14 protein-coding genes are annotated in these 15,610 nt (G+C 35.0%); 1 reads left to right on the forward strand and 13 read right to left on the reverse strand.

Annotated features, from left to right (window positions below):
- From MKY09_RS14345 to MKY09_RS14365, 5 genes are read right to left on the reverse strand one after another with little or no spacing between them, the layout of a single operon-like run.
- Window positions 1-624, reverse strand: coding sequence for an acetyltransferase (locus MKY09_RS14345; protein WP_342566954.1), 624 nt, complete (start codon window positions 622-624; stop codon window positions 1-3).
- Window positions 617-1,696 carry an N-acetylneuraminate synthase gene (gene neuB / locus MKY09_RS14350; RefSeq protein WP_342566955.1) on the reverse strand — a complete coding sequence of 360 codons (1,080 nt, stop codon included), beginning with the start codon at window positions 1,694-1,696 and terminating at the stop codon, window positions 617-619. Before neuB ends, MKY09_RS14345 begins: the two co-directional genes overlap by 8 nt.
- Window positions 1,693-2,820: a UDP-N-acetylglucosamine 2-epimerase gene (gene neuC / locus MKY09_RS14355; RefSeq protein WP_342566956.1), complete on the reverse strand. Its 1,128-nt coding sequence runs from the start codon at window positions 2,818-2,820 to the stop codon at window positions 1,693-1,695. The genes neuB and neuC overlap by 4 nt, the downstream gene beginning before the upstream one ends.
- Before the next feature lie 5 nt (window positions 2,821-2,825).
- Complete coding sequence (locus MKY09_RS14360) at window positions 2,826-3,980, reverse strand: LegC family aminotransferase (protein WP_342566957.1); 1,155 nt, start codon at window positions 3,978-3,980, stop codon at window positions 2,826-2,828.
- A complete protein-coding gene (locus MKY09_RS14365) occupies window positions 3,977-4,981 on the reverse strand; it encodes an NAD-dependent 4,6-dehydratase LegB (protein WP_342566958.1) in 1,005 nt (334 codons plus the stop codon). Before MKY09_RS14365 ends, MKY09_RS14360 begins: the two co-directional genes overlap by 4 nt.
- 176 nt (window positions 4,982-5,157) lie before the next feature.
- Here MKY09_RS14365 and MKY09_RS14370 point away from each other — a divergent pair, with 176 nt between their 5' ends.
- Complete coding sequence (locus MKY09_RS14370) at window positions 5,158-8,037, forward strand: IPT/TIG domain-containing protein (RefSeq protein WP_342566959.1); 2,880 nt, start codon at window positions 5,158-5,160, stop codon at window positions 8,035-8,037.
- Window positions 8,038-8,471: 434 nt separating this feature from the next.
- Here MKY09_RS14370 and MKY09_RS14375 read toward each other — a convergent pair whose 3' ends face one another.
- The 8 genes from MKY09_RS14375 to flgK all read right to left on the reverse strand — a co-directional run bounded on the left by MKY09_RS14375 (window position 8,472) and on the right by flgK (window position 15,600).
- A complete protein-coding gene (locus MKY09_RS14375) occupies window positions 8,472-10,157 on the reverse strand; it encodes a 6-hydroxymethylpterin diphosphokinase MptE-like protein (protein WP_342566960.1) in 1,686 nt (561 codons plus the stop codon).
- 1 nt (window position 10,158) lies between these two features.
- The gene (locus tag MKY09_RS14380) at window positions 10,159-10,674 is read right to left on the reverse strand and encodes a hypothetical protein (RefSeq protein WP_342566961.1); all 516 of its coding nucleotides are present in this window, start codon (window positions 10,672-10,674) and stop codon (window positions 10,159-10,161) included.
- A 64-nt stretch (window positions 10,675-10,738) separates the two neighbouring features.
- Window positions 10,739-11,551: a flagellin Hag gene (gene hag, locus MKY09_RS14385; RefSeq protein ID WP_342566962.1), complete on the reverse strand. Its 813-nt coding sequence runs from the start codon at window positions 11,549-11,551 to the stop codon at window positions 10,739-10,741.
- 156 nt (window positions 11,552-11,707) lie between these two features.
- Entirely contained in the window at window positions 11,708-11,929 is a 222-nt protein-coding gene (gene csrA, locus MKY09_RS14390; protein WP_342566963.1) for a carbon storage regulator CsrA, read from the reverse strand.
- 2 nt (window positions 11,930-11,931) lie between these two features.
- Entirely contained in the window at window positions 11,932-12,381 is a 450-nt protein-coding gene (gene fliW / locus MKY09_RS14395) for a flagellar assembly protein FliW (RefSeq protein WP_342566964.1), read from the reverse strand.
- Between the two features lie 106 nt (window positions 12,382-12,487).
- A complete protein-coding gene (locus tag MKY09_RS14400) occupies window positions 12,488-13,042 on the reverse strand; it encodes a DUF6470 family protein (protein WP_342566965.1) in 555 nt (184 codons plus the stop codon).
- A gap of 91 nt (window positions 13,043-13,133) precedes the next feature.
- Window positions 13,134-14,036 (reverse strand): flagellar hook-associated protein FlgL, encoded by a 903-nt coding sequence (gene flgL, locus MKY09_RS14405; protein WP_342566966.1) that lies wholly within the window; start codon window positions 14,034-14,036, stop codon window positions 13,134-13,136.
- A gap of 16 nt (window positions 14,037-14,052) precedes the next feature.
- On the reverse strand, window positions 14,053-15,600 hold the full coding sequence (gene flgK, locus MKY09_RS14410; RefSeq protein ID WP_342566967.1) for a flagellar hook-associated protein FlgK: 1,548 nt from the start codon (window positions 15,598-15,600) through the stop codon (window positions 14,053-14,055).
- Between the last annotated feature and the right edge of the window lie 10 nt (window positions 15,601-15,610).

A 15,610-nucleotide genomic window follows, 5' to 3' on the forward strand; every position in this document is an offset into this window, starting at 1 on the left:
TTACACTTCCTTTGCTGGAACCCCATAGGCAATTTTCCTATTTCCAATATTTTTTGTGACGACTGAACCTGCCCCCACTAGCGTTTCATTTCCTATATTAATTTCTTGAATAATTGAGGAACCTACACCGATTAAACAACCTTCACCTATTACAACTCCACCCGATAGAGTGGAACCTGGCGCTATATGGACATGATTTCCAATTTCTACATCGTGATCGATAATGGAACCAGTGTTAATGATTGTGTTGCTTCCAATTTTCGCATTAGTTTGGATAATTGCCCCCGCCATAATTTGAATTCCTTGCCCCATTTTCACAGATGGAGAAATAATAGCTGTAGAATGTATGACAGTTGCAAACAAATATCCTTTTGAACTAAATTGTTCAAATATTGACTTGCGTACTGGAGTTATATTAATCATACCTAAACCTAAAACTAGTTCCACTATGTCAGACGAGTATTCAAAAATAACATCATCCGTACCTAAATAAGGTAAATTGAAAAAGGACTTACTTTCATGAGGTGCAGTATAACCCATTATTTTTCTTTGCTGAGCTATTAATACTTCCGCTAAAACATGAGCATGACCACCATCACCAATTATAATTATTTGTTTATTCATTGATTAACTCATCTACTTCATAAGATTTCTTAGCTACTTTTCCAATTAAATCCCAATACTTAGAAGGGGGCATTCCATTCCCCGGGCGTTTAATTGCTAATTGGCTTTCCGTAAATTTTTCGCCCACTGGTATCTTTACCTTCGCAACAATACTTTTCCTAGCTGCCTGACGATTTTCATATTCAATAGGGGTTGGTATTTTCTCACCTGTGCCAAGAGATCGTTCAATCGCTCTTACTCCTACAACCATTTCTTTTAAATCTGTTGGTTCCAATGAAGCTAAATGATCTGGTCCTGGCAAACTTTGATCTAACGTAAAATGTTTTTCGATTACCTCTGCACCAAGGGCTACAGCTGCTATCGGAACTGCGATACCTTTTGAATGATCTGAGAAGCCAGTTGGCAAGTGTAACTTCCTTTTCATCTCAATAATGGCATTTAAATTAATCGTTTCATAAGGGGCAGGATATTCAGTTGTACAATGCAGAACAGTTACAAATTCTTGTAATAATAATTTTGCTTCTAGAGTTTGATAGAATTCCCTCACCTGATCGATATCCACCTTCTGCCGTGGAAAAGCTAAACCATAGGCTATGTATGACAGTGCATCATGAATATCTTCCATTGTCGCCATTCCCGTTGAAAGTATCATCGGCCTTTTTTTAGTAGCAATATAATGTATAAAAGGACTATTCGTCAGTTCACCAGAAGGTATTTTAAACTTACTCATTCCAATATCATTCAATAAAAAATTGACACTTTCCATATCAAAGGGCGTCGACATAAATTCAATCTGATTGGCATCACAATATAATTTAAGTTCTACAAATTCCTTGTAAGATAACTCTAGCTTTTTCAACATCTCAAATTGTGAAGTAGCTTCACCTAAATTATTCACTTGATAATCAGCTTGTTGTGCAGAGCGTGTAACTATGTTTTCTGCTTTAAATGTTTGAAACTTTACTGCATCTGCGCCTGCTTGCTTTGCAACATCTACTAATCGCTTTGCCATTTCAAGTGAACCATTATGGTTGACGCCCGCTTCGGCAATAATATACGTTTGATGACTCATAAGTCATAAAACTCCTTTCGCTCAAATTTAAGAGGTTGCTTTTTAAGTTGGTTGATAATCTTTTTAGATACATCCCCATCTCCAAATATTTGATCATAAGGACCTTGAAAATTCCGAGCAGTTTCAATTGCTTTCACAATTGAGAGCTCGTCCATGGAAGTATGTATAATCGATGAGGGACATTCTCTACCCGATTGACGATCTCCGCAATTTACTGTTGGCGTATGCAAGTAAGGCACTTCAATAAGTCCACTAGATGAGTTTCCAATAACTAGCTCTGCGTGTTTAACTGAGCTTAAGTACCGTAGTTGTCCCAAAGAATCAAATAAGTATGCATTCGGATTCTTTAAAACAAATTGCTCAATAGCCTCATTGATACTCCTCCCACCGTTATCTGCATTTGCTTTGGTGAAAATAAGCTGTATATTCGGGTATCGACATAAAGCAGATAAAAGTGTATAGATGCCACCTACATTACCATTTGTTTCAGGATGGTAGGTAATTAAAAAGTAAGGGCTATTGTTGTCAAGATTTAGTTCTGCACATAATTCAGCTTTGGATAGTAATGATATCTTTAAAATACTCTCGATACCAAGGGCTCCAACATTCCAGACATGTTCTGGATGCTCTCCAAGTTGGATTACTCGCTTACGGTGCATTTCTGTACTGACAAAATGCCAACATGCCATTTTCGTAATCGAATGACGGATGGCGTCATCATATGCTCCAAAGGTCAATTCACCACCATGCAAATGAACGATTGGTAGTTGCATGATCAGTGCTGTTTGAGCAATGGCCAACATTTCAAATCGATCGCCAAGAATAATAAGGATATCTGGTTTTAATCGTTGTAATGCATCAGCAAAGCCAATCGTTGCTAGTCCCATTGATTTTGCCACACCTACCTTTGAATCCGATGATAAAAGCATTTCAACCTTTTCATCAATCCTAAATCCATCTTCTTCAATTTGCTTATACGTTAAGCCGAATTCTGGTGATAAGTGCATTCCTGTTGCAACTATTTGTAGTTCCAACTCTTCATCCTGTTGAATTTCCTTCATAAGCCAATAGAGCAGTCCATATTCAGCTCTCGTTCCAGTAACAACACATATTTTTCGAGACATTTATATCACTTCACTTCCAAAGGTGTGCTTGGGATATTAATCAATGAATTTTTCAATTGTTCCGTTACAGTTAAGTCAGCTTTTGGCATTTGTTGAAAATAACTTAACTTATCCATTGGTGTCCATATCGGACGGGACATGACACCATTCTCATTTAAAAATTCCAAGACGGAATCACGGGTTATTGTTTCTTCTAAGATCAAGGTTTGTAACCAATAGTTTCCTTTTGCGTGAAGTGGTTCTTTAAATAGCGTTACACCATCTACATTCTTAAGAAGATCCTCATAAACTAGCGTCAATTGTCTTTTTTGTTCAATAAACGTTGGCAACTTTTGCAGCTGGGCGCAACCAATTGCTGCATTAATGTTAGGCATTCTATAATTATAAGCAATTTCATCATGTTCAAATGCCCAACGATGCGGTATCTTCGCCGTCGTAGTCAAATGTTTTGCATAATCGGCAAGTTGGTCATCATTAGTTAAGATAGCACCACCACCACCTGTAGTCAGTATCTTATTGCCATTAAAGCTGAGTGCGCTAACTCTTCCAAATCCACCTGTATGTTTCCCTTTATAATAGGAACCTAGTGACTCCGCAGCATCTTCTACAAGCATCAGATTATATCGCTCACATAGCTCAATCAAAGGATCTAAGTCCACTGGATTTCCGAATGTATGCATTGGGACAACAGCCCGTATAATTCGCCCTGTATGTTTATTGACAAGTTGTCCATTTTTCATTTCGCCTATAACCTTAATGTGTTCTTCTAGCTTTTTGGGGTCTAAACCAAGTGTTTCTATGCTAACATCAACAAAATGTGGGATTGCCTGCAAGTATGAAATAGCATTGGCTGTTGCTACAAAGGTTAAGGAAGGCATAAATACCTCGTCATTCGGTTTTACACCTGCTACCTTTAGAGCAATGTGAAGCGCTGCTGTACCGTTAACGACTGCAACTGCTCGCTTCACCCCTGTATATTCAGCCAATTCCATTTCTAAACGGTCAACGTATTTTCCTACCGAAGAGACCCATCCCGTTTTTATACAATCCGTTACATATTCTATTTCTTTTTCATCAAATGTAGGTTCATGAAGCGGTACATACTCTTTTTTGTATAATTCTTTTACGGCATTAGTAAATGTAATCCACTGAAGATTCATATATTATACACATCCGTTTTGTATGTTGCTAAATTCTTAGGATCGGTAAACCATTCGATTGTTTCCTCTAATCCTCTTCTGAAGCCAGATTTCCCACCATAGTTAGGTTCCCATCCAAGTATCTCTTTTGCTTTCTGATTATCTGCCCACAACCGTTCCACTTCACTTTTATCGGGACGAATACGCTGCTCATCTGTTTCAATTGTCAGTTTTACATCCATGATCTCTGCAATCATTTCTGCTGTTTCCCCAATAGAAATTTCGTAATTTGATCCTATATTGATAATTTCTCCGTTTGATTTATCGCTATTCATTATAGATATAAATCCATTTACGGTATCTTTTACAAAGTTAAAATCACGTGTAGGACTTACTGCTCCGAGCTTTATATTGGTAGTTCCTGCTGCTAGCTGACTAATAATTGTCGGTATAACAGCACGAGCTGATTGACGTGGACCGTATGTATTAAATGGTCTAATGATTGAAACTGGCGTATCAAAGGATTTGTAAAAGGATAATGCCATCTGATCTGCCCCTATCTTAGACGCTGAATAAGGAGATTGCCCCTGCAGAGGATGGTTTTCGTCAATAGGAACATATTTCGCTGTTCCATATACTTCACTTGTAGACGTATGAACAACTTTTTCAATGTTTAACTCACGAGCAGCCTGTACTACATTTAATGTACCTTTGATATTCGTATCCACATATGTATCTGGAGAGTGATATGAATATGGAATTGCTATCAAAGCGGCAAGATTTAGGACATGTGTACATCCTTTCATGGCTTCCTTAACACCATGTGGATCACGAATATCCCCAGCAAATACGTCTATACTTTTCTTAATCTCATTTGTAGAATGGTCTAGCCATCCCCATGAATTAAATGAATTATAATAAACAAAAGCACGTACATCGTACCCTTGTCGTATAAGTTCTTCAGTAAGATGGGATCCTATGAAACCATCAGCACCTGTAACTAATATCTTTCTATTAATCATTTTTAGCTCCTCCTACTCCTTTAGATGTAATATTAAAATTAATATTATATTATTTTAAATATTCTTAGTTCTAATTACACTTTTTACATTTATGATATAAAATACCTAAACCTTCATTTGTTCAAGTCGATAAAAGAAGAGAAATACAAACTTTGAATAGGAAGGAATGAAATCGAATGAAAATCTTTAAAAGTGTTCAATTAATTTTAATTGCTATCCTTATTATCGGCATAGCTACTCCTCTTTCAACAGAAGCTGCAACAGTTAAAAGTGGCGATTTAATGAAAATTAATAAGACAGTAAGCAACAGCACCCTAGTAAAAGGGGAAACAACAGATGTAACACTTACTGTAAAGGGAACTCCACAGGATTCAACTTTTGTGAAACCTAATGACGTTATCTTAATTATTGATAAGTCTGGTAGTATGCAGTCAGATAATAGACTTAATGCAGCCAAACAAGCTGCTAAAGAGTTTATAGATTTGATGGATTTGACAAAGCACGAAGTTGGTATTGTAGACTTTGATAACAATGCATACTCTTCTCCATTAACCACAGATAAAGTAGCTGCAAAAGCATATGTAGATACTATTCAGCTGGGAGGCAATACTAATACTAGTGCTGCAATCAAATTAGCTACAACAATGCTAGCAAATAAACGCGCTGAGGCACAACCAACCATTGTTATTATGACAGATGGAGCTGCTAACAATTCAACTGAAGCTTTAGCTGCAGCGAAAGCCGCGAAGGACGCTGGTATCACGTTCTATTCTATTGCTTTACTGGGTTCAAACGAAAATCCTGATAAAAGTGAACCTAACAAATTATTAAAAGAGATGGCATCTTCTTATGATCACCATCATTTCGTATTAGGTTCGGTAGGCCTCTCTGATGTCTACAGAGCAATTGTAGAAGAAATTGGTCTTGCAAGTGCTTATAATGTAACAATTACAGATACAATTTCTCCTGAGTTTGAATTGGTTCCGGGCTCATATGATCATCATATACCTAAGCCAGTTGTTTCAGGCAACACAATCAAATGGTCTATTTCTGAATTGAAATCTAACGAACTTAGCTTCACTTACCAGGTTCGTGCCAAAGATAGTGCTACAGCTGGTAAATATACTCTAGCACAAACATCCTCAACATTCGAAATTGGTGATGGTTCTACTTACTCGTTAAACACTACAAACCCGATTGTTGAAATTAAGAATCATGCACCAATCATTACAAGTATTAAAGAAGATAAAGGCCTTACAACAGGAGGAGAAACAGTTACGATAACTGGCCAAAACTTTTTACCTGGAGTAAAAGTATATTTTGGAACAGTATTAGGTCAAGTTGTTACAGTAACTGACAATGAAATTGTTGTGACGACACCTGCAGGTAAACAAGGATCAGTAGAGGTAAAAGTGGAAAATACAGATCGTCAGTCTACAATTGGTAGCTATAGTTATTATGCTATTCCTACAATTACTTCTGTCTCCCCTAATGAAGGACCCTTAGAAGGCGGTAATAGTATTCTTGTTAATGGTACAAACTATATAAAAGGTGCAACAGTTTACTTTAATGGTATAAAAGCTGAAACTACATTAGTTACTGCAGGAGTGCTACGTGCAACTGCACCTGCTGCTGACAAAAGTGGACTCGTTAATATTAAAGTCGTTAACCCTGACAATACAAACGCAGAATTACAGAACGGGTATAATTACCTTACACCACCACCTCCACCAGAAGTTGAGCTTATTTCTCTATCAGTTACGAGCGGTCAAATTATTGGCGGAGATTCTATATTACTAACAGGCAAAAATTTTGAACGAGGTATAAAAGCATATTTTGGCGATTTAGAAGCTATCGTTTCCTCGTATTTATCTTCAACTTCAATACGAGTTATCGTCCCTGGCGCAATAATTCCTGGTCAAGTGACTGTTAAAGTCGTTAATCCTAGTAGCTCAACAGCTGAACTTTCAAATGCTTATGAATATTTATCACCACCACAAAAACCAGCTGTTGAATTAGAGAATTTATCTGCAACTTCAGGTGAAATGGCCGGTAAAAACACTATTATCGTATATGGTAAAAATTTTGAAAAAGGAATTAAAATCTATTTCGCAGACCAGGAGGCAACTGGCACTACTTTCCTAAGTTCTACTAGTGTTCGAGTGACCGTCCCAGAGGCTCTTACCCCTGGATTTGTAACAATTAAAGCAGAAAATCCTGATGGTGCTACAGCCGAGTTAATAAACGGTTATGAGTACCTGGCACCACCACCGATGCCTGTTCCCGAAATAACATCATTGTCTGAAAATTCTATTCTTACTGGTACAACAAAACAAATTATTATTTATGGAAAAAACTTATCTCCAACTTCAAAAGTCTTTTTTGGGAACCAAGAATCACCATCAACAACTTATTTATCAACTACTAAGTTACGTGCATCAGTTCCCATAAGTTTAACATCTGGAATTGTTGATGTTAAAGTAGCAAATGATGAAGGTAAATTCGGATTACTTTCAAATGGATTCACTTATACAGAACCAGTGTTAGATCCATCACCAATTATAACCGTTCTTTCAAATTCAACGGGCTCATTCCAAGGAAATGAAACAATCACTATATTTGGGAATAATTTCCAAAAATATGCAAAAGTATATTTTGGTAACAAGTTAGCACGTGTTGTTTCGGTTACTGATACGGAAATAGTAGTTATTACACCAGCAGTCGAGGTTAAAGGCCTTACCCCTGTAAAAGTGGTTAATCCAGATAATCAAGAATACACATTACAAGATGGCTATTTATACGAAGGTATTAAGCCAACTATCACAAGTTTGTCACCCGATAACGGTGCCTCAAAGGGTGGTTATGCTGTCTTAATCTATGGAAGTAATTTTACAGCTAAAAGCATGAAAGTAACTGTGGGTGGTAAGGAAGTAGCTTACACTTATTTTAATACAGGTAGAATTAGAATAATTATTCCAGCCGGAACTCCAGGGATAGTAGATATTACTGTGGATGTTGATGGCGAATCAGCCACAACACAGTTTACTTATAACTGAATAGTATATTAAATACAACCCCCAGAAGTAATCCACACTACTTCTAGGGGTTGTATTATCCAATAAAATATTTAAAATGTATTTTAATACATATTTTAAAATCCTTAGTTAAATCAACTATTCACTGCATAATCTTCCTAAGCGCCCACTAGCCAAGAAGGGAAAAAATATCACTTCTTTACTCACGGTTTTAGTTTGAGCAGTGAAACATGACACATCTATGAAGTGAGCTTTATACGAAGTTTTTCTAGTGCTAGAGTATCAATATACTAAATTAAAATTAGCTATTCAGGTTGTTGGATATGTTGAAGCAGTAAATGTGGAAGTAGCCTCGCAGAAATAACCTATCTTTATAGTAGAGCTTATTAATTCGGTCTTATGTGTCATATGGGTAAATAATGACAACTTTGTGATTTTTAATTAATAAATATTTTTTAACGATTCAATCTGTTATCTTTTAATAATCCGTCACTGAAACTGAAAATTATTGAATAAAATCTATCTAATTCTTTAATTATTTCTAAAAGATCTTTGCTCAAATAATTCTTTTTATTATCCATTAATTTGAAGGTATTAGTGATTCTCTTAAATAAAAATGTAAGATATGATAGTAAAATCTCTTCTAGGACCTTATTTCCTGTTATTTTTCTATACTCTTTTAAAATTTTTTCCATATCTTTTGAATTGGCTACACCCATTTTCAAATATCTATTCAAATTAGTTAAAGCCACATTCACATCTTTTTTTAATGACCGTAATTCCAGAACAAACTCATTAAAGAATATATCGGGATCAATATTTGCTAAAACTCTGTCTTCCATTTGAATATCTATTATTTTTTTCTCTATATTTGTTTTAACCATACTTTCTTCAATAAATCTTACCCCTTCAATTTTAGCTCCCTTTGTGGAAAGATTAAAAAGTTTTAAATCCTTCCTTAAATTTTTAATAACATACTCAAATGTTTCTAAGAATATTTTTAATGATTGTGTTGTACCTACTTGTTTTCCTTGGTTATCTTCAACTGTAAGCTCTTGTTTCACATTTTTTGACCCATCATGTTGCTTAATTCCTTTTGCATAATAATTTCCATCTATAAGAGCCAAATCTTGACCAACAAAGTAAACTTCAGAAAAACCCAAATAATTGATTACTTGTAATGTGAAAACTGCTACACTAGGTGATGCTTTTTCGAAACTTACTAAGTTTGGAAAAATTGAAGATGTAATATGGTCTGCAGGTGATTTCACAGCAATTAACGGACCCTTATGATTCTTTTGAATATATGAATTCGAAACAGTTTCATAAATAAGTGTACCATTATATTCTAATCCACTAAAGTGTGTTTCATAGTTAACTGCTGAAGAATCTATACTTAACGTATAATCTGGCACAATATCGTTTGTTAGTAATGCTCGCAATGAAGGGCCTAATGCAAAAAGATAAAATCCTTCCTGATTCTCTCTTATAAAATCCATATGAGTATTTAGCGATGGTCCAGAAGCGATTAGTAATGCACGTTCTCCTTTAAACTTACCCTGAAGTTCTTTCAAATTTATAGAATTTGATATAGAATTTATATTTGCAATTGGTTCTAATATCCAATCTTTTGCGAATTTGATTTCTGTATTATTTATTACTTGCTTAGTCTCAATACCTTCATTAATTACTTCTAAAATTTTCTTTACTTTTAATTCATTTAATTTCATATAATTTGGATGGAACTGAATTGTAACCCCTATGCCTATAAACTTTGATAAAAAATCAGCAAATAGAATAGACGTTAAATTGTCTGCATATAAAAATGATATTTTATTTGTTTTTGATAGTAAAATTCTGTGAAATTCTGATAATTCTACTTCTATAAAAGGTTCTATGAATAAAAAGTGTATGTTTTGTTCAAATATTTCACTTTCTAATATCTTTTCAAGCAATTTCCCATTACCGAACCCTATTAATATAACAAATTGTTTTTTAGTTTCTGCTAACTTCTTTAAGAATCTTTCTATTTCTTTTTCAGGAGAATATAAAGAATTTAAAGGTATTTTTTGTTTATCACTTTCGTAAATATAAACTTTTTCATTAGTATTTGCTAAATCGGTACTAATTCTGTAAACCATCTTACATTACCTCATTTGTTTCATCAAAGACAAAATTTAAAACTGGAAGTAATTCATATTCTAACAAATCTAAAATATATTCTTTGTTTCCAACTTTAGCTTGTTCAAAGGCCATAGTGGAAATATTATTAATTTGTTGGTGTGAAACTAATTCTTTTTGCAAAAAATTACCGATTTTTGAGAACTCAATTATTGCTTCCACTACTTGTACAAAATTGTCCAACATAGAAGAATAATTTTCATTCTGACGAGAAACTTCGATGTACTGTTCAACTCTAAGTATATAATTATGTAATTCTTCTTTGAACTCTCTTAATATTATAGAGCTACTTATTCCCTTTAACTTAATCTCTTTAGAATTACCTAATAATATTTCCGATAAATCTTGAAATGAAACAGGCTCATCATTATTATTAACAAGGACAAGCTTTTTCTTAATCAAATAATCCCTTAATAGTACTTCAGCTTTCTTAGGATTTTTCTCTACTGTTATAAGATTGCCATTTACATAAATCATAATTTTATCTCCAATCTAAAAAATAGATAGCCATTACGGCTACCTATTTTCAATAGTTTACTAATTAACGAAGTAATTGAAGAACACCTTGTGGTTGTTGGTTAGCTTGTGCAAGCATAGCTTGAGAAGCTTGTGTTAGGATATTATTTTTTGTGAATTCCATCATTTCCTTAGCCATGTCAACATCACGAACACGTGATTCTGCAGCAGTTAAGTTTTCAGAAGATGTTCCTAAATTATTGATTGTGTGTTCAAGACGATTTTGAATCGCTCCTAAGTTTGCTCTTTGTGCAGAAACCATACTAATAGCTCCATCAATTGTTTTAATTGCAGCAGTTGAAGCGTCATGGTCTGTTAATGCGACACCAGCAACTCCTAGAGTGTCGGTAGACATCTCATTAATTACCACTGAAATTGATTGACCTGAGTTAGCTCCAACTTGTAGTTTTAAGTCAGTAATATCACCATTTAATAGTTTTTGTGTATTAAATTCTGTTGTTTCAGCAATACGATCAATTTCTTTTATTAGTTCGTCTACTTCTAATTGGACAGCAGCACGATCTTCTGCAGTATTTGTGTCGTTAGAACCTTGAACAGCTAATTCACGCATACGTTGAAGAATTGAATGTGTTTCGTTTAATGCACCTTCAGCTGTTTGAAGTAAAGAGATACCGTCTTGTGCATTTTTAGAAGCCATGTCAAGTCCGCGAACTTGTGCACGCATTTTTTCAGAAATTGCTAATCCAGCAGCGTCATCACCAGCACGGTTAATACGAAGACCTGAAGATAATTTTTCGATGCTTTTAGAAGCAGCAGCGTTGTTGGTAGTTAATTGACGGTGCGTGTTAAGCGCAGCAATGTTGTGATTAATTCTCATAATAGTATTTCCTCCTTGAGTGTGTGTTTGGTTCACATCCATGTGAACCTTTTTAGTTTGTTTACAACGTTCAGGAATCGGCCGGTATTCCTTACTTGCTGCTTACAATAATAATATCGGATTGTCTTTTTGGATGTTTAGCTTTTATAAAAACTTTTATTTCTTTTTTGATAGTTTATCAAAAAGAGCATGATTCAGTTTAATGGACTCTGTATTTGTTTCAGAAATGGTAAGAATAAGTTCCCCACGTAAAATTTCCATCGACTTGGGTGCTTCTATACCTATCCTAACGGAGTCTCCTTTCACTTCTAATACTCTTATTTCAATATCATCGCCTATTTTAATTGTTTCATTGACTTTACGTGATAACACAAGCATTTTTACTCCTCCTCTTTTACTAGAGATGGTTGTGAACCAATTACGTGACGTACTGAAAATTGTTGATCATTAATAATCATTTGTTTGGCCATTTTTTTGGACAAATGAAAAATAATTGGTGCTTGTAAGTTGATTGTTGAAGTTTCTAAAGGATCTTTTAATGACAAAACTCCTAAAACAAAAATATCTTCCTCTTTTTTAATATCAAGTAATTCAATTGTTGGTTCATCAATATTAAAGGAATAATTTTCTACTAAAGTATAAGGATTTGCTACAATGAGTGCAATTTCACTAACATTTGTGGATTGCAGCACTTGAAACATTGTATTTCCTTCAATAGGCAGCAAGGCAAATTCTCTTTCATCCTCAAAACCAGGAATACCTTTTGGGAAATGCCAAAGTTGCTCAGAATTTAGCTCTATTTCACCAAAAAACTTTGTTTTAATAAGCATATTTTCGACTCCTTTTTCATTCTATAGATTACCATTCTATCATTAATAAAAAAAGACTTGTTAATATGACAAGTCCCTTTCTAAAATCTCTCTCTTTTAAGTGAACCTACCATTTAACATCAATTTTAATGGAAGGCCATTGCTCCATTTCACCAGTTACTTTGCCCGGCGTATAACGATGAACTGGTTTTTGTATCGTCACGTCATTAATAGGCTTCTGTGGTTCCACATTGATTTCAAGTGTTCCTGGTTGAATAGATAGTTGCAGCTTCATTGGATTGGGAATGAATTTTATTCCTAGTGATTTCTTAGAACGACTACCATTCTCAATTGCTAACTGTCTAATAACATTATGCCCATTAGCAATATTGCTTAGTTCTCTTCCTTGTTTTGCTCGTCGTGCTATACCTTCCATCCCATCCTGAATACCTTGTTGAGCAAATTCTTCTGTTCGTTTAAAAACACTTTTTAAGTCCAAATCTGCTCGTACTTCTGTCGTATCAATAGAAAGCTCCGGCTTTATCGTAGAGATTTTTAAAATGGCAGCAGGTTGTTGCTGTGAAAGAATGGCACGTGGTTGTTCTATTTCCTGTGTACCTGGTGTGGTCTTGAGACCTAGAGTACCACGTACAGTAGTAATTTGTAGTTGTGGAATATTCATTAATTTCACCTCCTAAAGAAAGACGTTTGGATTGTAATCCAAACGTCTTTTTAAATTTTTCACTTAATATGAACAATACTACTTAGAAACCTTATCGAAGAAAGTCTACAAGTGTTTGTTGAATAATTCGAGCCCCTACTGATAATCCTGCACTATGAATAGATTCTTGAGTAATTAATTCTGTTATAGCTTTCTCATAATCCACATCTTCATTATTTGAAAGTTGCTTTTGAATAATTACATTTTGAGAGGATATCCTATCGGCAACCATTTCAACTCGATTCTGGCGTGCACCTATCTGTGAACGTTCAGCCAATACTCTATTTAAATTACTGTCTGCCTCGGTTATCATGCTAGAAATTTGAGTCCCGGTCGCGCCCGTTGTAAGTAAATCCCCTAAATCATTCAACATTTTGTTTATACTTTGGAAAGCACTTGCCCCTGTAGAATTAACTTCTAGTTTCACGCCATCATTCACTTCAATGCTAACCTTCTCATTTACACCGGTAGCAATTAAAAAACCATCTGCATTATAATCTGGCGGTGTGCCATTATTATTAAATAAGGGACTTAACGTCTTCGTTCCCGAAAAGATGTGTTTATCTCCAACCTTAGTGTTTGAAAGGTCTAGAATCTGTAGTTTTAATTGCTCGATTTCTTGAGCAATTTTACCTCGATCATCTGATGTTTTTGAATCATTGGAAGCATCAATAATCAACTCTCGGACTCGTTGTAAAGCTGAACCAACTTTATCTAGTGCATCATCCGTGGAATCTAGCCAGTTATTTGCTTCTCCCAAATTACGCTCATATTGCTCTATTTTGTTTAAACTTGTTCTATAACCAATCCCTTTAATCGCAACAACGGGATCTTGTGACGGTCTAGTAATTTTTTTACCAGTATTTAATTGGTCTTGTAAAACTCCCATTTTGGAATAACTGCTAGATAAATTTCTAAGCATATTATTGGAAAGCATTGATTGTGTTACACGCATTATTTAGTCCTCCTAATTATAGACCTACTCGACCCATACCATTAATAATTTTATCTAAGGTTTCATCTACTACTGTAATCATTCGGGCTGAAGCGTTATATGCTTGCTGGAACATAATCATATTCGTCATTTCTTCGTCTAAGGAAACGGAACTTACTGCAGCCCGATTGTTCCCGATAGTAAGCTGTTTGTTCGCTGTTGTTTTTTGCAAGCGTGCTGCCTGCTCACCATCAACTCCGATTCTACCTATAAGTGATTCATAGAAAGTTTGAATTGATGCCCCATTTATTAAAGGTTTAGACTTTACATCTCCTAGATTTAAGCTGTTTAAGCCATTTCCTTCTTGATCATAACTGGTGGATGCCGCAACTAGATTTTCATTGTTAATAATATCGTTGCGTACTTTCATATCCCCAGCACCTGTGCCTTGGAAAAAGTCTTGGCCAGTTGCACTTAATATCCAATTATTTGGATCTAAATCTGATTTATCGCTTAATGTATACCCTGTTGCATGGACTCTATTAAATTCATTCATAAATGCGCTAGCCATACTATCCATTTCGCTTAATAGCCCTGGTAAATATCCAGTTACACCTGTTGTCCCAGGAGCCGTATATCCATAAGAATTGATAAGAGATGCCAATCTACCTTCATTCTTATTAAAATCGGTAAATATAATATTATCCCTTGCTCCCGCGGGTAAGCCGTTAAATGTAAGTTGGGTAAATGGATCATTTGTAGTATTAGTCATAGAAATATTATGAACTAATTCTGTAGATTCTTTGCCTTCCACTAACTTAATCGTTGTTCCATCACTCTTCTTAATACTTACGTCAACGGTTCCCTCTGCTATTGCTAGTGAATTTCCTCCGCTTTTGTTATAACTAATTTCAATCGGAAAATACTCTGATAGTTCATCGAGCAAGTTATCTCTTTCATCATATAAATCATTCGGCATATAACCATTTGGTTCTATTTTTTGTATATTTTCATTAATAGAAGCTATTTGTTTTAATAGTGAGTTAATATCTTTTGTAGATACATCTATTTCATTTTTTAAGTTTCCTTGGATATCAGTAAGCTGTTTGTTAATATAATTAAAGGAATCTGCAACTGCAATACCTCTTTCAATAACAACTCTCCTAGTTCCTGCATTTTCTGGACGTGAGCTTAAATCACCTAAGGACTTCCAAAATAAATCTAAAGATTCATTTAATCCAAAATCGGAAGGCTCCGATAAGACATCCTCCACCTGAGTTATTACTTCAGTCCTATTGTTCCAATATCCTAAAGCATTAGATTCTTGTCTATATTGACGGTCAATAAATTGGTCGCGTATACGTTGAATAGAATGCGCTTCTACCCCTGTTCCTATAAAACCTGGTATCTTCCCTGCATTTAACCCAATACCCGGAAACGGCAAGGTTGGCTGCATATTTACTTTTTGTCTAGAAAAGCCTGGAGTGTTAGCATTGGATATATTATGTCCAGTCGTATACAAAGCGGTTTGTTGAGTAAACATACCTCGTTTACTAGTTTCTAATCCCATAAATGTAGATCGCATGATTAGCCTC

Origin of the sequence: Psychrobacillus sp. FSL K6-4046 (genome assembly GCF_038624605.1) — a bacterium.
GTDB lineage: Bacteria > Bacillota > Bacilli > Bacillales_A > Planococcaceae > Psychrobacillus.

What these genes read in the sequence shown, in the direction of transcription:
- MKY09_RS14345 (WP_342566954.1), bottom strand. Translation starts at nt 624, where the DNA reads ATGAATAAACAAATAATTATAATTGGTGATGGTGGTCATGCTCATGTT.
- neuB (WP_342566955.1), bottom strand. Translation starts at nt 1,696, where the DNA reads ATGAGTCATCAAACGTATATTATTGCCGAAGCGGGCGTCAACCATAAT.
- neuC (WP_342566956.1), bottom strand. Translation starts at nt 2,820, where the DNA reads ATGTCTCGAAAAATATGTGTTGTTACTGGAACGAGAGCTGAATATGGA.
- MKY09_RS14360 (WP_342566957.1), bottom strand. Translation starts at nt 3,980, where the DNA reads ATGAATCTTCAGTGGATTACATTTACTAATGCCGTAAAAGAATTATAC.
- MKY09_RS14365 (WP_342566958.1), bottom strand. Translation starts at nt 4,981, where the DNA reads ATGATTAATAGAAAGATATTAGTTACAGGTGCTGATGGTTTCATAGGA.
- MKY09_RS14370 (WP_342566959.1), top strand. Translation starts at nt 5,158, where the DNA reads ATGAAAATCTTTAAAAGTGTTCAATTAATTTTAATTGCTATCCTTATT.
- MKY09_RS14375 (WP_342566960.1), bottom strand. Translation starts at nt 10,157, where the DNA reads ATGGTTTACAGAATTAGTACCGATTTAGCAAATACTAATGAAAAAGTT.
- MKY09_RS14380 (WP_342566961.1), bottom strand. Translation starts at nt 10,674, where the DNA reads ATGATTTATGTAAATGGCAATCTTATAACAGTAGAGAAAAATCCTAAG.
- hag (WP_342566962.1), bottom strand. Translation starts at nt 11,551, where the DNA reads ATGAGAATTAATCACAACATTGCTGCGCTTAACACGCACCGTCAATTA.
- csrA (WP_342566963.1), bottom strand. Translation starts at nt 11,929, where the DNA reads ATGCTTGTGTTATCACGTAAAGTCAATGAAACAATTAAAATAGGCGAT.
- fliW (WP_342566964.1), bottom strand. Translation starts at nt 12,381, where the DNA reads ATGCTTATTAAAACAAAGTTTTTTGGTGAAATAGAGCTAAATTCTGAG.
- MKY09_RS14400 (WP_342566965.1), bottom strand. Translation starts at nt 13,042, where the DNA reads ATGAATATTCCACAACTACAAATTACTACTGTACGTGGTACTCTAGGT.
- flgL (WP_342566966.1), bottom strand. Translation starts at nt 14,036, where the DNA reads ATGCGTGTAACACAATCAATGCTTTCCAATAATATGCTTAGAAATTTA.
- flgK (WP_342566967.1), bottom strand. Translation starts at nt 15,600, where the DNA reads ATGCGATCTACATTTATGGGATTAGAAACTAGTAAACGAGGTATGTTT.